The following is a 19,587-nucleotide window of genomic DNA, read 5'->3' as shown; positions in this document are numbered from 1 at the left end:
AGTAAAGCCTACTGTGGCTTAAATGGATGCGGCACAGGCTTATTTTCTAGCCACGCTTCCAGAGTCTCAGTGATTCCTTTTGAGAAGGTGGCAAAAATAGGTTCAGCAATAAATCCAAGATGAGGTGTGACTAGTAAATTTGGAGTGTTACGTAACACATCTTTTTCTGGGAGGGGTTCAATATCAAAAACATCTACTGCAGCTTGACCTGGTCTGCCCGCTGCTAACGCTGTTTGTAAATCCAACATGTTGATCAGCGCTGAGCGTGAGGTATTTATCAAAATGGAATCTGGACGCATGAGTGCCAATTGATCTGCGCTAATGAGACCCTTGGTTCCTGGACCCGCAACTAAATGCATGGATACCACTTTGGATGTTTTCAAAAGCTCATCAAGACTCACTGCTTTTGCATTTTCAGCCGCCGCACGTTCTGGAGTCATGCGCGGACTCCAAGCTACCACTTCCATGCCAAATGCGGCGCCAACACGAGCTACTCGGCTGCCGATGGCTCCCAAACCCATGATGCCTAAACGCTCACCTGAGAGCATGGGCAAAACGGACATGGCATCACGCCAGCCGCCAGACGCAATTAATTTATTTTCTTCAATCAAGCGCTTAGATGCGCCCAAAATTAATGCCCAAGTCAGTTCAGCTGTAGTTTCTTTAGAAGGGCCGCCAGGAGTGCATGCCATGGGGATATTTCTGGAAACTAAAGCGGATGCTTCCAGAGTGCCATTGCGTTCACCAGTGAACATTAAAAACTTAAGCTTTGGCAGGCGCGCAATCATGGCTTCATTAAAAGGCGATCGATCCCTGACGATAGCAATCGCATCGGCATCTTTAACAGCTTCATAGAGTGCTTCATCTCGTAAGGGCTCGTGATGAATAGTCAGCTTGGCTTGTTGATCTAACTTGTCCCAATTAGAAAAGCGGCGTAGTGCGCGCTCATAGTCTCCGAGAACAACGATATTAGGTAATGAGGTCATGAATGAATAATGCTTTCAGTGGGTTAATCTGTGGAAGAGTTCATACGCAGTTTTTTACGAATGGAATTCTCTATAGGAATGGAGTCTAAATTAGGTTCAAGTGCTTCGCGCTCATCAAAAACAAAGCAGCTGCCTTGATAGTGGGCGGATCCCACTTCTTCAAAGTACTTGAGTATTCCACCCTCTAATTGGTAGCTATGTTGCATACCAATCTCTCGCATATAGAGACCAGATTTTTCACAGCGAATTCCGCCAGTGCAAAAGCTAACTAAGGTCTTATCAGCAAGCTCATCTTTATGAGCGGAAATAGCCGCAGGAAATTCTGTAAATTTTTCGATATTGAAATGCAGGGCATTCTCAAAAGTGCCGTAGTCAACTTCAAAGGCATTACGTGTATCTACCATGACGACTGGGCGACCCAGATCATCGGTGCCGCGATCTAACCACTCTTGTAATTTTTTAGGGCTAATGAAGTTGGCACGACCTTCTTCTGGCCGAATGGCTGGATGGTTCATGCGAATAATTTCATTTTTCAGCTTGATCAACATCTTTTTAAAAGGTTGCTCTTCAGACCAGCTCTCTTTTGCTTGTAGAGGTGTAAAGCGAGGATCAAGACGCAACCAGTCTAAAAACCCACGAAGTGCGTCGGCTTTACCAGCAAGGAACATATTGATCCCCTCGCCAGTTAATAAGATGGTGCCTTTCAGTTGGCGTGCATTGCATTCATCGAGCATCTTGGCGCGAAGCTCTGGTAAGCCATCTAGGCTGACAAATAAATAGGCTGCAATATTTAGAATCGACTTCATTTTTCTCTCACTTAGCTACCCCACCATTATCGAGCAAATAGGCTGCAGGGGTGTTAACCTTGAGGTCTTATTTAGAGGAGAGAAATCCATGCTGGATTTAGCAAAAATGGCCAAAAGAGCCTTTAAAAACATCTTATTAAGCACATTAATGACTTTAGGCTTTAGTGGCTTTGTATGCGCCCAAACCTCGGGAGTGGGCGCTTGGCCCACCCAAAAGCCAATTCGTTTGATTGCCGTATTCCCTCCAGGCGGCTCAGTCGATCAGGTTGCCCGGGTACTGGCACCCGCTTTGCAGGCAGAGCTCAAGCAAAACGTCATTGTTGAGAATATTGGTGGTGCCTCTGGAGTAATTGGCACGTCCGCAATGACTCGTTCTGATGCAGATGGCTATACCTTTGCAGTGGTCTTCGATACGCACGGTGTGAACCCTAGCCTCAAAGACAAACTTCCCTACGACACGATTAAAGATATTGCACCTGTAGTGTTGATTGGTACCTCACCAATGGTGTTGGTAGCCAGTAAAAAATCAGGCATCACTAGCTTCAAGCAGTTGGTGGATCTTTCTAAATCAGGTAAGCAATTTAGCTATGGCTCCATCGGTATTGGTAGCTTGGGGCATTTGGCAATGGCGCGTCTAGCAAAACAGGCAGGCTTTGATTGGAATCACATTCCGTATCGTGGTGGCGGCCCGTTGATGCAAGATGCTTTAGGTGGTCAGGTGGAGTTGGCGGTAGGCTCAGAATTTTTAGTGAAGCCACACGTCGATAGTGGCGGGGTTATTCCTTTGGTGATTACTACTGCCAAGAGATCACCCTCCTTGCCTAATGTGCCAACGATTTCTGAGAGTGGCTTCCCTGGATTTAGTGCGCCTGCATGGTGGGCTGTATTAGCTCCTGGTAAAACTCCGCCAGCAGTAGTGGATGCGATGAATAAGGCTTTAAACAAGGCGCTAAAAACTCCAGCTGTTGCTGAGAAATTCAAGGCTCAAGGTATTCAAATTGTTGGTGGCACACCTGAAGCTGCGCAAGAGTTTATTGGCAAGCAAATTGGTATTTGGGGTAAGTTTGTCATTGAAAATAACATTAAAGAAACTGCTCAGTAAGCAGTATTCATAAGAGAGATTTATGTCAGAACGTTTAATTCCGTATCAGCCAATGGATTTGGCTGAACCAGCTGAGTTGGTAGATGCTATACGCAAAAGACGTGGTGGTCAGTTTATTAATTTAGACCGCATGCTCTTGCATAGCATTCCGATTGCAGAAGGCTGGAATCATTTTATTGGCGAGATTCGGAATAATTTATCTTTAGATCCCAAGTTGCGTGAATTGGCCATGTGTGGCGTGGCGGTGCTCAATGGTGCCGAGTATGAATTCTTTCACCATGCACCCCCTTTCAAGAAGGCGGGTGGCACAGAGGAGCAGGTGCAAGGCTTGCGCCTCATTGGGCAACCGAATTTCCCAAAAGAGTTGTATTCACCAGTAGAAAACGATGCTGCTGAACTCACTTTTCAGATGACACGCAATATCAAGGTAGATCCTGAGTTGATGAAACGTTTACAAAAGGCGTTAGGAAGTACTGATACGGTAGAGTTGGTAACGGTCATTGCCGCTTACAACATGGTGTCCCGCTTCTTAATCGCGCTAGACGTCAATCCTGAAGATCATCCACCCGCTTAAAAGAAATATAAGACTTCGAACATGATCCGCAATATTCAAACCATTATTCCTGGCATTGCCACCTCTGATGGTGCGGGTGTGAAATTGCGCCGTAGTCTTGGTGGACAGAATCAAGTGAGGCTAGACCCTTTTTTGATGCTCGATGAATTTTCTTCAAACGATCCGAACGATTACGTGGCAGGCTTTCCGGCCCATCCGCATCGTGGATTTGAGACAGTGACCTATATGCTTGAAGGTCATATGCTGCATGAGGATCACCTTGGAAATCAAGGCCATCTTAAGACTGGTGGAGTGCAGTGGATGACAGCAGGGCGCGGCATTATTCATTCGGAGATGCCGCAACAGGTGAGTGGTGCCATGCGAGGCTTTCAGTTGTGGATTAACTTGCCCGCTAAAGAAAAGATGAAGGCAGCAGGGTATAAAGATATTCAGGTTGAAGATATCCCTAAGGTTGTTTTAGAAAATGGTGGCTCTGTGAAAGTTATTGCCGGAGGTTATAGCCATGAAGGAAATGAAATTCAAGGTCCGATTCAGGGAATAACTACAGCCCCTTTATTCTTGGATGTGCATTTGCCGTCTAATGCTGAATTTGAACACCGCATTCCCAAAGAGCTCAATGCGTTTGTTTATGTTTACGAAGGCGATCTAGAAATTGGCGGCCCCATGAGATCCGTTCCAAAGCAGGCAGCCATTGTTCTTGGAGATGGCGATCGTTTAAAGGCGAAAGCAGGATCTACTGGCGCGCAATTTATTGTCTTGGCTGCCTTGCCACTTCATGAGCCCATCGTTCAATACGGACCCTTTGTTATGAATACCCGTGCCGAGATTGAACAGGCTATTGATGATTATCAAAATAACCGTTTTGTGGTTTCCTAGGTGACCTCATCAACAACTCTCCATTGGGAAGATGGCGGACAAGTACATAGCGCCAAGTGGCACTCTGAAAATGGTATTGCTCCCCATAAAAAGATTCAGATCGTAGACGACACTCTGACTGCTGATATTGCTTATCGCTTGGCTTGTGAAGGCACGGCAATGCTATACAAGGGCGACTTTCAGAATGCCCGTCAGCTTTTGCAGGCTTTGGTGCGAAGAGTAGACAAGCCTTCCAAGAAATCCTCTAGAGCTAATCGAGTGGCAAAAGAGAAAACCAAAAGCCCGCTGGATACATTCAATCTTCACCGCCTTGCCCAATCACAGCGTGCTCGTATTTTGGGGATGGTATTAATTCCAGTAAATGCAGATCACAGCATTCCTTTAAGACGTGCTCCAGATGTCGCCCAAGCTTGCCTTGAAGCTTATGGTGAGCAGACCGAACCTTACGTCATTTCCCTTCGTGAATTACTTGGCGTCATAAGCGCCCATGAATGGCGCAAAACGGGTGTGCAAGTTCTTACTAGAGATGATGAAGAGGTTCGCATTCATCCGCACTATGGCGTGTTCTCGCCTGTACGCGGTGAGTATATTGAGTTGGTATTAAAGACTCCGCTACCAGCCGCCATCAAGAAAAATTCAACTGCTTTTGATATTGGCGCGGGCACTGGTGTGCTTGCGGTTGTATTGGCTTTGCGAGGAATTCAGAAGATTGTTTGTACGGATCTAGATGACAGAGCAATCGAATGTGCACAAGAAAATATTGAACGTCTAGATTTGCAATCTCAAATAGATGTTCTTAAGACTGATTTGTTTCCATCGGGCAAGGCGGCGCTCATTATTTGTAATCCACCATGGCTGCCAGCTAGGCCAAGCTCTTCTCTCGAGCGCGCGGTATATGACCCTGAAAGTCAAATGTTAAAAGGCTTTTTGAGTAACTTAAAGAATCATTTACTCGATGACGGTGAGGGCTGGTTAATTCTGTCTGACTTGGCTGAGCATTTGGGTTTGAGATCAAGAGATGAACTTCTTCAATGGATTGAGCAAGCAAACTTAAAGGTTCTCGCACGCGTTGATACCAAGCCAACGCATCATAAGGCGTTTGATCAAACGGATGCATTACATGCAGCGCGCTCTAAAGAAGTAACTTCACTTTGGCGTTTAGAGCTAAAGTAGTAACACAATAATAGCCCTACGAACCCCGTCCCCATAGGGATTGTGGTTGTTTATCAAATGCATCATCCTTAAAATGTTTGTGAAGAGTCCGTAGGTACTGAAAGTTTTGTCAGTCCAACTACCTACTCTTTGCTTGTTTAACTTTTAAGGAAGTCATTTGCTCTGTAGTTTTCCGCCTAGAAATACTTTGATTATTTCAGGTGTAGTCACAATCCATGTTTTGGCTTTCCTATTCTTTGCACCTTCATCTTATGAGGGTGAAAGATCATTCACTTCAGAATCCATGATGGTGAATTTAGTCAATCTACGCACACATCAACCTAGTCAGCGTAAATATGCGTCAATACCTAAAACAGCCGCAATTACCTCCATAGAAAATCTCAACCCCAGTCCCTCTGAGGGATCTTCTGTAAGCAGTAGCGAGAGAGGGGGCGGCCACTCATCGAGCTTAATTGCTAGGCAAGTTCTACATAACCCCAAGCCAAACTATCCCTTGTTAAGTAGAAAGCTCAGGGAGCAGGGCTTGGTGATGATTAAGTTGTGCGTTAACCAGGGTGGTTTTGTTGATGAGGCTAGCGTTTCCAAGAGCTCGGGATTTCAAAGTTTGGATAGGTCGGCGCTCGCCACCTTGTCGCAATGGAGATTTCTACCACTTTCTTCAGCTCTCAATTCCTCTTCGCAGTGTTTTCAGGCCCCCGTTCATTTTAGTTTGGAGGGGTAGCGCTTGACCAATTACAAAACCGCAGATCTAGATTTGAAATGCACTCGCTCAGACGAGATTTTGCCAAAAACAATTTCAAGTGAGACCCTGCTTGGTCGAGGCAAGCAAATGTTTATTACGCATGACGGACACACTTATCAATTGCGCATTACTAAATTGGGAAAACTCATTCTGACGAAGTAAAAATGAAATAGCTTACTAGCCAGCAAGAGCATCTTCATATGCATATAGCCAGCGATTTTTTGTTGTTATCACTGGAGATGGTATATGAAGCATCAAGATGTTTTGCGTTATCAAAATAGGCTCGCCTGGTTGTCATCAATTGCATTGTTATGTGGGAGTGCTTTTTCAAGTTGGGTAAAAGCTCAAGATATTGAATTACCCAGAATTGATATTGTTGGTCGTGAGCAAAATGCCTCTAGCAAAATTCCTGGGACAGTCGATGTGATTGATCAAAAGAGGATGGAGGAGTTGCAGCCTCAATCATTACAGGATGTTTTAAGAACGGTTCCTGGCGTCAATATTCGAGGGGATGAGGGTGGATTTGGCGCCATTCCTAATATTGGTATTCGAGGCTTGAATCCCAGTCGTAGCTCTAAAGTGCTGCTGCTAGAGGATGGCGCTCCAATTCAGCCTAGTCTATTTATTTCCAATGCTTCCTATTACAGCCCTCCAGTTGAGCGCATTGGTGGGATTGAGGTATTAAAGGGCGCATCAGGTCTTCAGTATGGCCCCTCAAATATTGGTGGGGTCATTAACTACCTTACTAAAACACCATCACAAGGTTTTAAGTTAACCGGTAAGGTTGGTAACTATGGATATCGCTTGGCGGAGATAGAGGCCGGAGGTAAGTCATCTACTAATGGTGCAATTGGCGGAATTAACTTGATTCAGTCGGAGTCCAGCGGGTATCAAGGAAATGGTTTTAAGATGTACGACATCTTAATGAAGGGCGGCATTGAGATTGCACAGAATCAGTGGCTAAGCGTCAAGTACACCCATTACGATAACAATATCAATACATCCTATGTGGGTCTGCGCCCCAACCAGTACATCAATCGCACTAAAGATAACCCAGCGCCAAACGATCGTTTTATTACCCAAAGAAATGCCGTAGATATCAATCACTCTTTGGAAATTGATTCAGATACCAAAATCAATACTTTGCTGTATTGGAGCAAGTTATCTCGAGACTATTGGCGACAAAGTATTGTGAAACGCACTCAAGATGCCACGATTTTTAAGGCTTGTAATGTGGGCGCTGACTGTTTAGTTGGTCGTAATCGAGAGTTCCAAATGTTGGGTTTAGATTCTCGAGTAAATCAAGCGTATAAGGCTTTGGGAATCGCTAACGAGGCAGAGTTTGGTGTGCGTTTGCATACTGAATCCCAAATCAATCAGTTAGTGAGCTCAAAAACATTAGCGTATTCCGGGCGAGTTTCGCTACATGAGGAAAATAAGGCCAACTCGATTGCCCTATATGGACAGAATAGGTTCCTGTTAACCGAAAACTTCGCTTTAATTCCAGGGATGCGAGTTGAAAGTTATAACCAAACTCGCTCAAATGTGATCACTGGTAAATCGGGTAGCGCCAAGAATGTGGAAATTATTCCGCAAATTGGGGCGACATGGCAACTCATACCGCAGGCGCAAGCCTATGGCAGTATTTACAAAGGATTTGCACCAGCTCAATTAGCTACGGCGATTGACGATAAGGGGGTCGATCAGCAATTGGCACCAGAGCGCTCCACTAATATGGAATTAGGATTGCGTGGACGATCAGGCGCGTTTTCTTATGACTCTGCAATCTTTAGCATGAACTTTAGCAATCAAATTGTGAACCAAAGTTTGGCTGCGGGAATTTCCAAAGCTAACGGGGGTAAGAGTTTGCATCAGGGGGCTGAGGCATCCCTAGGTTATGAGGTGGGCCATGGTTGGGCTATTAATGCCAACGCTACCTACATACCGGTTGCAAAGTTTGTTGGGACGAATTCTTTAGGGCGTGATGGCAATCGCATTCCTTATACCCCTAAGCTCACATCTAATCTTGGTGTGAGTTATGAAAAGAATGGTTTCAATACTTTGGTTAGCCTGAATTATGTTTCCAATCAATATGCTGACTCAGCAAATACTGTTGCTCCAAATGCCATCGGAACTTTAGGAGAGGTGCCTGCCTTTACGACAGTCAATTGGAGCGCTAACTACGCCATTAATAAAGACTGGAAAGTATTTGGGGTAATCAATAACGTATTTGATAAGCGCTATATTTCTAGTCGTAGTCCTGATGGCATTTTTGCTGGAGCACCACTTAACTTTCAGGCTGGCATGAGTTATCAGTTTAATTAATGCATCTTATTAACTCGTTTTGAGGAAAGCAAAACGCCACCTTGGTAGGTGGCGTTTATTCGTTACAGACTTCAAATTGGTGGAACCGGCGGGAATCGAACCCGCGTCCGCAAATCCTCCACAACAAGTTCTACATACTTAGTCATATCATTTAATTTAATCAGTTAGGCACGGACTGACACGTTCCTCACTGACGATTCACTAAGTTTTCGTACTATTCTTCGTGACACAAAATAGTCTTATCTCTTGTATATGACCCTGATGTAGCTTGCGCTACCTGACCCAAGAGAGAATCAGTTCAGGGGCAACCGCAATTAAGCGGCTAGTGCGTAACGTTCGTCGTTAGCAGTTATTACATTCCCATTGATTTACGAGATAACGGGTCCTCGGTATGCCCTTGATGCTTTGTAATCCACGTCGAAACCATGTCGGTCCCAGATTGCATGCATTGGAACTTCTTATTTTAAAGCTGATAGCTTTAAATTGTTGAATATCTTTATTCCTTGTTGGGAAAGATGATTTGCAACAAATCCAGGGGATTGTTAGCGATGTAATCAGCCCCCCAAGCCTCTGGAGGCTCTTTACAGCCACAGTAGCCATAAGCGGCAGCCACAGTCTTCATCCCCGCGGCTTTACCTGCCAAAACGTCTCTAATATCGTCCCCAACATAAATTGATTTGCTTGGGTCGATGTTGCTAATTCTGGCTGCGTGGAGAATCGGCTCTGGATGTGGCTTTGAATAAGGGGTGGTGTCGCCAGAAACAGTGGAAACAGCGCGCTGACGTAGACCCATGAGGTCTGTTAATGGGTTGGTAAAGCGCTCGCTTTTGTTAGTGATAATTCCCCAGGGCAGGCTCGCAGCATCCATTTGATCCAATAAATGATCAATTCCATCAAATAGTTTGCTATCTACTAGGAGTGCTTTTTCATAATTACTGAAAAACTCATCACGAAGTGCAACAAAATCCTCGTGATCTGGGCTGATCCCAAAGGCGCCCTCAAGTAAGCCGCGAGCTCCAGCTGAGGCATAAGGGCGCAGAAACTCATATGGTTTAGGGGTGAGGTTACGAGCAACTAGCAATTTATTGGTCGCTGCAACCAAATCTGGGGCGGTATCTGCTAATGTGCCATCCAAGTCAAAGAAGATGCCTGCATAGGGGCTGAGAAGCCTACTCATCTATCGATTACTTTCTGACAGCAATCATGTAGTTCACATCCACATCATCGCCTAGGCTATACACCTGAGTCAGTGGGTTGTAGCTCAATCCTTTGATGCCAGCCATCTCCAGGCCTGCATGACGTGCAAACGCAACTAGCTCTGAAGGCTTGATGAATTTAGCGTATTCGTGAGTGCCTTTAGGAAGCAGTTTAAGAATATATTCGGCGCCAATAATCGCAAATAAGTAGGACTTAGGGCTGCGATTGAGGGTGCTAAAAAATAATGTGCCCCCAGGTTTGCAGAGTTTGGCGCAAGCACGGACTACAGATGCTGGATCAGGTACGTGCTCAAGCATTTCCATGCAGGTCACAACGTCATATTGTTCCGGTTGCTCTTCTGCAAGTGCTTCTGCAGAGATAGAGCGATATGTGAGGTTTGCACCCACTTCAAGTGCATGTAACTCAGCTACTTTGAGAGCCTTTTCAGATAAATCAATGCCAGTTGTATCTGCACCTGATTGAGAAATAGATTCTGCCAAGATGCCGCCACCGCAACCAATATCAACGACCTTCTTACCCTCTAGATCAACAAAGGATTTAATCCATCCTAGACGGAGAGGGTTGATAGCATGCAAGGGCTTGAATTCGCTATTAGGATCCCACCAGCGATGGGCTAGGGCGCTAAATTTGGCGATTTCTGACTGGTCGACGTTCATATTGATTGGCTATCTGTGAAGCTATTGAAGAAGTCTATGAATATAGCGGAAATAAAAAAGCCCGCTAGAAGCGGGCTTTTTTACAAGTAAAGTGAATTACTTAGCTGCTGTACCAACAACTTCGATGTCAGTACGGCGGTTCTTAGCGCGGCCTTCAGCAGTTGCATTTGATGCAACTGGATTGCTCTTGCCTTTAGATTCTGTGTAGATACGGCTACCGTCAACACCCTTGCTTACCAAGTATGCTTTAACGGATTGCGCACGACGCTGACCGAGGGCCATGTTGTATGCATCTGTACCAACGCTATCAGTATTACCAACAGCAATAATTACTTCCAACTTGATCTTGCTCAAATCTTTAGCGATCTTGTCCAAAGTAGCTTTGCCTTCTGGCTTCAATGTAGCTTTGTCAAAGTCATAAAGTGTGTCAGCTTGCAAAGTGATCTTGCTTTGGCTAACGCCGGAAGCAGCAGGAGCTGCAGTCAATGCACCGTCGCAACCTTTAGCTGCAGTAGCAGGTGTCCAGTTGCTATCGCGCCAGCACAATGTGCCATCGCTGTTTTTCCAATTCAAGCCAGAGCTGTTTTCCCAGTTATCAGATGCAATTGCTGCAGTAGCAGAAACAGTGATAACAGAAGCCAGCAACACTTTTAGGGTTTTGTTCATTTTTAGTCCTCAAAAATCTCTTTTTTAATTAAAGTCAAACTTAAATGTAATTCGCCCTACCTTGATGCAAAAACTGCAAAGCGACACATCTCAATTTCGTACAAACTGACAGAATCTTAGCATAGGGCCTACCTGTCATCAAAATGATATTATTTCCAGATGGAACAAGCCGCTAAAGAAACACTACCAATATCCCTCGAAGACGAAATGCGGCGGTCCTATTTGGACTACGCAATGAGTGTCATCGTCGGCAGAGCCCTGCCAGACGTGCGTGATGGCCTCAAACCGGTTCACCGCCGGGTCTTATTCGCGATGTATGAATTAAACAACGATTGGAACCGAGCTTACAAAAAATCTGCCCGTATAGTTGGCGATGTAATCGGTAAATACCACCCGCACGGTGATTCTGCGGTGTATGACACGATCGTTCGAATGGCCCAGGACTTCTCTCTGCGCTATATGCTGGTTGACGGGCAGGGTAACTTTGGCTCCGTAGACGGCGATAACGCTGCTGCGATGCGGTATACCGAGATCCGCCTCCGCAAGATCGCCCATGAGCTTTTGGCCGATTTGGACAAGGAAACGGTCGATTTTGGGCCAAATTACGACGGTAGTGAGAAAGAACCCCAGATTCTGCCTGCCAAAGTGCCAAATTTGCTCATAAATGGCAGTTCTGGTATTGCAGTGGGTATGGCTACCAATATCCCTCCCCACAACCTGGATGAGGTGGTTACAGCCTGTCTGCACGTGCTTCACAACCCAGAATGCACGATTGATGAGCTCATTGAGATCATTCCAGCCCCCGATTTCCCTACTGCCGGCATCATTTATGGCGTTCAAGGGGTGCGCGAGGGCTATCGCACTGGCCGTGGCCGTGTGGTTATGCGTGCAAAGACTCACTTTGAAGATTTGGACAAGGGCGCGCGTCAAGCCATCATTGTTGACGAATTGCCATACCAGGTTAATAAAAAGAACTTACTCGAGCGCATTGCCGAGTTAGTAAACGACAAAAAAGTTGAAGGCATTTCTGATTTGCGTGACGAGTCAGATAAATCCGGTATGCGCGTTGTGATTGAGTTGAAGCGCGGCGAAGTGCCTGAGGTCGTTCTCAATAATTTGTATAAGAGCACTCAACTGCAAGATAACTTCGGTATGAACATGGTGGCATTGGTAGATAACCAACCACGCTTGTTGAACCTGAAGCAAATGCTAGAGTACTTCTTGCAACATCGTCGTGAAGTAGTTACACGTCGTACGATTTTTGAATTACGTAAAGCGCGCGATCGCGGTCACGTCTTAGAGGGTTTGGCAGTTGCATTAGCAAACATCGATGAGTTCATTGCGATTATTAAAGCTGCTGCAAACCCAGTAATTGCTAAACAAGAGTTGATGGGCAAAGCTTGGGATTCATCGATGGTGCGTGAGATGCTGGCACGTGCTGAGACTGATACGCCAGGCGGCCGTAACGCTTATCGCCCAGAAGGATTGTTGCCTGAGTACGGCATGCAAACTACTGGCTTGTATCGTCTCTCTGATAGTCAAGCGCAAGAAATTTTGCAGATGCGTTTGCAACGTTTGACTGGTCTTGAGCAAGACAAGATTGTTAACGAATACAAAGAAGTGATGGCAGAGATTTCTGACTTACTCGATTTGTTAGCGAAGCCAGAGCGTGTAACTCAAGTGATTGAAACTGAATTAAAAGAAGTTCAATCTGAGTTTGGTATTGCTGGTGGTGATACAGGTCGTCGTTCATTTATCGAAATGAATGCAACCGAACTCTTCACTGAAGATTTAATTACGCCGCAAGATTTGGTGGTGACACTTTCAAATACTGGTTATATGAAGAGTCAGCCGCTGAGTGAATACCGTGCGCAAAAACGTGGTGGACGCGGTAAGCAAGCTGCTGCTACTAAGAACGAGGATTGGATTGAAACACTTTTCGTTGCGAATACGCACGATACGATCTTGTGCTTCTCTGATCGTGGTCGCATGTATTGGCTCAAGGTCTGGGAAGTTCCACAAGGAAGTCGTACTTCCCGCGGCAAGCCTATCGTCAATATGTTCCCGCTGATTGAAGGTGAGAAGATTACGGTGATACTGCCAATTAAAGGCTACCAAGACGATCAGTATGTATTCATGGCTACTAGCTTGGGTACTGTGAAGAAGACGCGTTTGTCTGACTTCTCTAACCCACGTAAGGCCGGCATTATTGCAGTTGACTTGAATGAGAACGACTTCTTGGTTGGCGCTGCCATTACAGATGGTCAACACGACGTGATGTTGTTCTCTGACGCTGGTAAAGCAGTGCGTTTTGATGAGAATGATGTTCGTCCAATGGGCCGTACTGCACGCGGTGTGCGTGGTATGAACCTTGGTGAAGGTCATCAAGTGATTGCAATGTTAGTTGCTCCAGCGGAGGCTGCAGAAGGTGTTGAAGCGGCCGTAGTTGATGCAAACGGCATTGCGATTCCAAGCAGCGTGTTGACTGCTACAGGGAATGGTTACGGCAAACGTACACCAATCGCTGAATACACCCGTCATGGTCGCGGCACTAAAGGCATGATTGCTATTCAGACTTCAGAGCGTAACGGCAAAGTTGTAGCAGCCGCACTGGTTTCTCCAGAAGATCAAATCATGTTGATCACTACTGGCGGTGTCTTGGTGCGTACACGTGTTTCCGAAATCCGTGAGATGGGTCGCGCTACACAAGGCGTGACTTTGATTAACGTAGATGAAGGTACTCGTTTGTCTGGCTTGCAACGTATTGCTGAAAGCGACACCGATGATGACGCTGATGATGCAGAAGAAGGCGATGTCACTGCGGATCCAACAACCGACTCTACTGACGACACGGCAGGTGACGCTTAAGCGTCACCTTTAGGCTCGACCACATCATGACTTTTGACCGCCGCATTTTTAATTTCGCTGCGGGGCCTGCTACTTTGCCTGAAGAGGTGTTAAAGCAGGCTGCCGATGAAATGCTGAACTGGCGTGGACTCGGAACGAGCGTGATGGAAATCAGCCATCGCAGTAAAGAGTTCATGGAAGTATATGAAGAAGTCATTCAAGACCTTCGTACGCTTATGAATATCCCTGACTCTTATGAGATCTTGCTCTTACAGGGCGGTGGTCTTGGTCAAAATGCAGCGATTCCAATGAACCTCATGCCATTGGCTAAGAATGGCCCTAAGGCTGATTTCTTGGTAACTGGTGTTTGGTCAGAAAAATCCTATAAAGAAGCGCAAAAATATGGCATAGCAAATTTAGCTGCGTCCTCTGCTGCAGAAAAATTTAATACGATTCCTGCCAGATCCACTTGGCAGCTATCAAGTGATGCTGCTTACGTGCATTACTGCGCGAATGAAACTATTGGCGGCGTAGAGTTTCCGGATGTGCCAGATGTCGGCGATATTCCACTGGTTGCCGATATCTCTAGCAACATTCTGTCTAAAGAGATGGATGTGAATAAGTGCGCCGTTTGGTTTGGTGGAGCGCAAAAGAATATTGGCCCCTCTGGTGTCACGATTGTGATTGTGCGCAAAGATTTAATTGGTCACAGCATGGGCATCACCCCAACGATTTGGGATTGGGCAGTGCAAACTAATACTCAGTCCATGATTAATACCCCGCCTACGTTCTCCATCTACATGGCTGGCTTAGGCTTTAAGTGGTTGCTCAAGCAAGGCGGCGTAAAGGCAATTGAAAAACGCAATCAAGAAAAAGCGGAATTGCTCTACAACTTCTTAGATCAAAGCAGTCTGTATGAAAATCGCGTCACCAAAGAATATCGCTCACGTATGAACGTGACTTTCTTCTTAAAAGATGAAAATCTAAACGCAGAGTTTTTGGCCCAATCAAATGCGGCTGGTTTAGTTGCCTTGCGTGGTCATAAAGCTGCGGGCGGCATGCGTGCAAGCATCTATAACGCAATGCCAATTGAAGGCGTAAAAGCCTTAGTTGAATTTATGCAGGACTTTGAAAGGCGGGCTTAATGAGTACTGAAGAACAGCGCTTAGCTCCCTTGCGCGAAAAAATTGACGCACTCGATGCGCAGATATTAGATTTACTGACTCAGCGTGCAAAAGCTGCGCAAGAAGTTGGTCATGTCAAAGGAGGATTTGCGTCACCAGTCTTCCGTCCTGAACGTGAGCGCCAAGTAGTAGCGCGTTTACAAGAAATCAATAAAGGCCCTTTACTTCCGGATGGCATCGCTGCTATTTGGCGTGAGGTGATGTCAGCTTGCAGGGCTTTAGAAGCCCGTCAAACAATTGCTTACCTTGGTCCAGTCGGAACCTTTTCCGAACAGGCTGCACAAACGTATTTCGGTCACTCCATTGCAGGTTTGCCATGCGCAAGTTTGGATGAAGTATTTAAGTCAGTAGAGAAGGGTGCGGCGCAATTTGGTGTAGTGCCTGTAGAAAACTCTAGCGAAGGTGCGATTTCTCGCACATTAGATTTGTTGCTTGATTCATCAATGCGCATTAGTGGGGAAGTTGTTTTGCCAATTCGCCATCATCTTTTAACGAAGAGTGGCAATTTAGATGGCGTAACAACAGTGTGTGCGCATGCTCAGGCTTTGGCTCAATGCCAACAGTGGTTAAGTGTTCATGCTCCGCAACTTAAGCGTCAAGCAGTGAGTAGTAATGCCGAGGCAGCACGCATGGCGGCCGCAGATCCATCATTAGCTGCCATTGCAGGTGATCCTGCGCAAGAGGCTTATGGCCTTCAGGCTGTGGCTGCGCAAATTCAGGATGATCCCCATAACCGTACCCGTTTCGTTGTGGTGGGCAATTACGCATGTCAATCAACCGGCAAAGATCAAACTTCCTTAGTTCTTTCTGTAGATAACCAGCCTGGTGCTGTGCATCGTTTATTGGCGCCTTTAGCTAAGCATGGTGTTTCGATGAATCGCTTTGAATCACGCCCTGCACGCAAAGGCACTTGGGAATATCACTTCTATATTGATATTGCTGGTCATGCTGATGATGACAAAGTAGTGAAGGCACTGGAAGAGCTGAGAGGTGTCGCTGCTTTCTATAAGAATCTCGGTTCTTATCCGCACTCTGCATGATTGATACCTAAAAATAACCAAATTAAGTTAGTAAAAATTCGAATGACATCCAAGATTGGCTTAAAACACATTCATGCGATTGCCCCTTATGTTGGTGGGCGACCGATCAGTGAAGTTGCGCGCGAATATGGCTTGGATGAAAGCAAGATTGTGAAATTAGCCTCCAATGAAAATCCATTGGGTATGCCTAAATCAGCACAAGATGCCATGCTCAAAGCGGCAAGTGATCTAGGCCGTTATCCAGATTCCAATGGCTTTGAGCTAAAGAATGTCCTTGCCGCACGCCTTGGTGTTCCAACAGATTGGATTACGTTAGGTAATGGCAGTAACGATATTTTGGAATTAGCTGCGCGTGCAGTCGCTCAAGCCGGTGATGAGGTTATTTTTTCCAAACATGCTTTTGCTGTTTACCCTCTCGCCACCCAAGCTGTTGGCGCAAAGGCTGTTGAAGTTCCAGCTACTGCTATTTATGGACATGACTTGCCGGCGATGTTAGCGGCCATTAAGTTATCTGGCGATAAAGCAAAACTTGTTTTTGTAGCTAATCCAAATAATCCTACAGGCAGTTATTTGCCCGCCAAGGAGATTGAAGATTTTTTAGCGGCAGTGCCACCTAACGTGGTGGTGGTGCTTGATGAGGCTTATAACGAGTACCTCAGTCCAGAGCAGCGCTACGATGCAATTGCTTGGGTTAAGCGTTTCCCAAATATGATTTTGTCGCGCAGTTTTTCAAAAGCATATGGCTTGGCCGGCTTGCGGATTGGTTATGGAGTTGCCCAACCGCATTTGACTGATCTGCTCAATCGTATTCGTCAGCCGTTTAATGTGAATAGCCTGGCTCAAGCTGCAGCGATTGCCGCTTTTCAAGATAAGGAATTTTTGCAGCAAGGCTTCGAGTTAAACCGTGCTGGCTATATCCAACTGACAAAAGCTTTTGATGAGTTGGGTCTAAAGTATTTGCCATCCGCTGGAAATTTTGTCCTAGTGAAGGTAGGTGATGATGATCAAGCGGGTGCGCGCATCAATTTAGCCTTACTCAAGCGCGGCATTATTGTTCGTCCAGTGGGTAACTATGGATTGCCGCAGTGGTTGAGAATCTCGATTGGCTTGCCTGAAGAGAATGCTGCCTTTATCGATGCCTTAAAAGCAATCTTGGCTTAAGAATAAAAAAATACTCATGACCATCATTAATCCAGCTAGCAATTACGGCACTGTCACCATTGTTGGTGTTGGTTTAATTGGCGCCTCATTAGGTTTGGCTCTAAAAAATGCTGGTGTTGTTACTAAGGTGCTTGGTGTTGGTCGCAGCAAAGAAAACTTAGATCAAGCTCAAAAGATGGGTGCGATTGATGGTGTAGTGGATTTGGTTGAGGCCGCCAAGCAATCCGATGTGATTGTGCTTTGTGTACCGGTAGCGCAAATGCGTGCTGCCTTTGAGGTACTTGAGCCACATCTTGAGCCACGCACGATGATTACTGATGCCGGTAGCACTAAAGGCGATGTGATTTTGGCTGCCAAAGAAGTGTTGGGTAAAAAGGCGTGCCAATTTGTGCCGGCACACCCAATCGCTGGTGGTGCTCAGCATGGTGCAGCAGCAGCTAAGGCTGATTTATTCCAGGGTAAGCAAACTATTATTTGCCCGCTGCAAGAAAACTCACCTGAAGATACGGCTTTAATTACTGGCTTCTGGGAGTCTGTTGGCTCCGAAGTGAAAAAGATTGGCGTTGTACAGCACGACGCGATTTATGCGGCCGTATCTCATCTCCCACATATTCTGTCTTATGCATTAATGGCTAGTGTTGTGAATTCTGAAGATGCTGAGCAAAAATTAAGTCATGTCGGAGCTGGTTTTAAAGACTTCACTCGTATTGCAGCTTCAAGCCCAGAAATGTGGCGAGATATTTGCTTAGGCAATCGCACTGCAATCCTGAAAGAGCTGGATCAGTATTTACTCATCGTGAACCATTTACGCAAACTTGTTGCAGAAAATGATGGCGCTGGTTTAGAGAAATTATTCAACAAGGCGAGCAAAGCACGTCAAGACTTGGACGCACTTTAATGAGCGGTTTGCCAGACATTACTATTGGGCCATTTAAGCGAGCGCAAGGTTCGATTGTGTTGCCGGGCTCAAAGAGCATCTCAAATCGAGCGCTCTTGTTGGCTGCTCTCTCATCCGGAACTACCACTCTTAAGAATTTATTAGATGCTGATGACACGCAGGTGATGCGTAATGCCTTGCGCCAACTCGGCCTCTCTGTGATTGATAAAGAGAATAAGGTTTGTGTTGTCGAAGGTTGTGGTGGCCAGTTCCCTGTGCGTGAAGCAGACCTCTTTATGGGAAATGCAGGCACTGCGATACGTCCACTGACTGCTGCTTTAGCAATGCAAGGCGGTAACTACCGTTTATCAGGTGTTGCACGTATGCATGAGAGACCGATTCGTGATTTAGTTGATGGTTTGCGCCAAGTGGGCGCAAAGATCGAATATGAATTACAAGAAGGCTATCCACCAATTGAGATATCTGCGGCAGATATTCAGATTAAAGATGTCGTCAAAGTGCGTGGTGATGTATCGAGTCAATTCTTAACCGCCTTGTTAATGGCTTTGCCCTTAGTGGCGAATGAACCAGTACGGATTGAAGTGATTGGAGAACTCATTTCTCGTCCTTATATTGATATCACTCTGAAGTTGATGGCGCGCTTTGGCGTGATTGTTGCTTGCCCTGATATGCAATCTTTTGTTATTCCGGCAAAAATTTCAGACTCTGTTTACAAGAGTCCCGGCCAGTTATCCGTTGAGGGCGACGCATCTTCAGCCTCCTATTTCTTGGCCCTAGGCGCTATTGGTGGTGGGCCTATGAAGGTCTTGGGCGTTGGCAAGGACAGTATCCAGGGTGATGTGGCTTTTGCCGATGCACTCGCTTTAATGGGCGCAAACATTAATGCAGGCGAAGACTGGATTGAAGTTGCTGGCGTGAAAAATGCCAATGGCAAACTCAATGGCATCACGATTGACTGCACAGAAATTCCTGATGCAGCGATGACACTTGCAGTTGCTGCATTATTTGCTGAGGGTCCAACCCGATTAAACAGCATTGCTAGCTGGCGTGTTAAAGAAACGGATCGTATTGCGGCAATGGCAAAAGAATTAAAGAAGATTGGTGCAATCGTTGAAGAGGGTGCGGACTACATTGTGGTTCAAGCGCCCGCTTCACCTAGTGACTGGAAATCACCAAGCGAAGGCATTGATACATATGATGACCATCGCATGGCGATGTGTTTCTCATTGGCTGCGTTTGGCCCAAATGCACTCAAGATCAATGATCCAAATTGCGTAGCAAAAACTTTCCCAACGTATTTCGCAGAGTTTGCGAAAGTCGTGAGCTAACTCAA

The 19,587-nt window shown here is 45.9% G+C and carries 18 protein-coding genes and 1 other RNA gene; 13 read left to right on the top strand and 6 right to left on the bottom strand.

Going from position 1 to position 19,587, the window contains the following annotated elements; translation table 11 throughout:
• Positions 1–8: 8 nt before the first annotated feature.
• Together QMF28_RS07580 and QMF28_RS07575 are read right to left on the bottom strand one after the other, a co-directional pair.
• Entirely contained in the window at positions 9–986 is a 978-nt protein-coding gene (locus QMF28_RS07580; RefSeq protein WP_281742089.1) for a D-2-hydroxyacid dehydrogenase family protein, read from the bottom strand.
• A 23-nt stretch (positions 987–1,009) separates the two neighbouring features.
• Positions 1,010–1,792 (bottom strand): sulfurtransferase, encoded by a 783-nt coding sequence (locus tag QMF28_RS07575; RefSeq protein ID WP_281742088.1) that lies wholly within the window; start codon positions 1,790–1,792, stop codon positions 1,010–1,012.
• An 88-nt stretch (positions 1,793–1,880) separates the two neighbouring features.
• On the opposite strand from QMF28_RS07575, the gene QMF28_RS07570 reads away from it, so the two are divergent.
• The 7 genes from QMF28_RS07570 (at position 1,881) to QMF28_RS07545 (ending at position 8,584) form a co-directional block, all read left to right on the top strand.
• On the top strand, positions 1,881–2,894 hold the full coding sequence (locus QMF28_RS07570) for a tripartite tricarboxylate transporter substrate binding protein (protein ID WP_068324373.1): 1,014 nt from the start codon (positions 1,881–1,883) through the stop codon (positions 2,892–2,894).
• Positions 2,895–2,916: 22 nt separating this feature from the next.
• A complete protein-coding gene (locus QMF28_RS07565; RefSeq protein WP_281742087.1) occupies positions 2,917–3,468 on the top strand; it encodes a carboxymuconolactone decarboxylase family protein in 552 nt (183 codons plus the stop codon).
• A gap of 21 nt (positions 3,469–3,489) precedes the next feature.
• On the top strand, positions 3,490–4,344 hold the full coding sequence (locus QMF28_RS07560; RefSeq protein ID WP_281742086.1) for a pirin family protein: 855 nt from the start codon (positions 3,490–3,492) through the stop codon (positions 4,342–4,344).
• Positions 4,345–5,517 (top strand): methyltransferase, encoded by a 1,173-nt coding sequence (locus QMF28_RS07555; RefSeq protein WP_281742085.1) that lies wholly within the window; start codon positions 4,345–4,347, stop codon positions 5,515–5,517.
• Between the two features lie 283 nt (positions 5,518–5,800).
• Positions 5,801–6,238 (top strand): energy transducer TonB, encoded by a 438-nt coding sequence (locus QMF28_RS09970; RefSeq protein ID WP_082786434.1) that lies wholly within the window; start codon positions 5,801–5,803, stop codon positions 6,236–6,238.
• A gap of 3 nt (positions 6,239–6,241) precedes the next feature.
• Entirely contained in the window at positions 6,242–6,421 is a 180-nt protein-coding gene (gene hemP / locus QMF28_RS07550; RefSeq protein ID WP_281742084.1) for a hemin uptake protein HemP, read from the top strand.
• Positions 6,422–6,505: 84 nt separating this feature from the next.
• Positions 6,506–8,584: a TonB-dependent receptor family protein gene (locus QMF28_RS07545; protein ID WP_281742083.1), complete on the top strand. Its 2,079-nt coding sequence runs from the start codon at positions 6,506–6,508 to the stop codon at positions 8,582–8,584.
• 77 nt (positions 8,585–8,661) lie between these two features.
• Here QMF28_RS07545 and ssrA read toward each other — a convergent pair.
• The 4 genes from ssrA to ompA all read right to left on the bottom strand — a co-directional run bounded on the left by ssrA (position 8,662) and on the right by ompA (position 11,124).
• Positions 8,662–9,020, bottom strand: a transfer-messenger RNA (tmRNA) gene (ssrA, locus tag QMF28_RS07540).
• Between the two features lie 60 nt (positions 9,021–9,080).
• Entirely contained in the window at positions 9,081–9,761 is a 681-nt protein-coding gene (locus QMF28_RS07535) for an HAD family hydrolase (RefSeq protein ID WP_281742082.1), read from the bottom strand.
• Between the two features lie 7 nt (positions 9,762–9,768).
• A complete protein-coding gene (gene ubiG, locus QMF28_RS07530) occupies positions 9,769–10,458 on the bottom strand; it encodes a bifunctional 2-polyprenyl-6-hydroxyphenol methylase/3-demethylubiquinol 3-O-methyltransferase UbiG (RefSeq protein ID WP_281742081.1) in 690 nt (229 codons plus the stop codon).
• A 96-nt stretch (positions 10,459–10,554) separates the two neighbouring features.
• Entirely contained in the window at positions 10,555–11,124 is a 570-nt protein-coding gene (gene ompA, locus QMF28_RS07525) for an outer membrane protein OmpA (protein WP_281742080.1), read from the bottom strand.
• Between the two features lie 159 nt (positions 11,125–11,283).
• Between ompA and gyrA the strand changes: the two genes are divergently transcribed.
• From gyrA to aroA, 6 genes are read left to right on the top strand one after another with little or no spacing between them, the layout of a single operon-like run.
• The gene (gene gyrA, locus QMF28_RS07520; RefSeq protein ID WP_281742079.1) at positions 11,284–13,992 is read left to right on the top strand and encodes a DNA gyrase subunit A; all 2,709 of its coding nucleotides are present in this window, start codon (positions 11,284–11,286) and stop codon (positions 13,990–13,992) included.
• 26 nt (positions 13,993–14,018) lie between these two features.
• On the top strand, positions 14,019–15,116 hold the full coding sequence (gene serC / locus QMF28_RS07515) for a 3-phosphoserine/phosphohydroxythreonine transaminase (RefSeq protein ID WP_281742078.1): 1,098 nt from the start codon (positions 14,019–14,021) through the stop codon (positions 15,114–15,116).
• The gene (gene pheA, locus QMF28_RS07510; RefSeq protein ID WP_068324344.1) at positions 15,116–16,195 is read left to right on the top strand and encodes a prephenate dehydratase; all 1,080 of its coding nucleotides are present in this window, start codon (positions 15,116–15,118) and stop codon (positions 16,193–16,195) included. Before serC ends, pheA begins: the two co-directional genes overlap by 1 nt.
• 42 nt (positions 16,196–16,237) lie before the next feature.
• Entirely contained in the window at positions 16,238–17,356 is a 1,119-nt protein-coding gene (hisC, locus tag QMF28_RS07505) for a histidinol-phosphate transaminase (RefSeq protein WP_281742077.1), read from the top strand.
• A 16-nt stretch (positions 17,357–17,372) separates the two neighbouring features.
• Entirely contained in the window at positions 17,373–18,254 is an 882-nt protein-coding gene (locus tag QMF28_RS07500; RefSeq protein ID WP_068324339.1) for a prephenate dehydrogenase, read from the top strand.
• A gap of 8 nt (positions 18,255–18,262) precedes the next feature.
• The gene (gene aroA / locus QMF28_RS07495; RefSeq protein ID WP_281743664.1) at positions 18,263–19,582 is read left to right on the top strand and encodes a 3-phosphoshikimate 1-carboxyvinyltransferase; all 1,320 of its coding nucleotides are present in this window, start codon (positions 18,263–18,265) and stop codon (positions 19,580–19,582) included.
• Positions 19,583–19,587: the final 5 nt, after the last annotated feature.

Source organism: Polynucleobacter yangtzensis (assembly GCF_027924165.1).
Taxonomy (GTDB): domain Bacteria; phylum Pseudomonadota; class Gammaproteobacteria; order Burkholderiales; family Burkholderiaceae; genus Polynucleobacter; species Polynucleobacter yangtzensis.
This window is presented reverse-complemented; position numbering and strand designations above follow the sequence as displayed.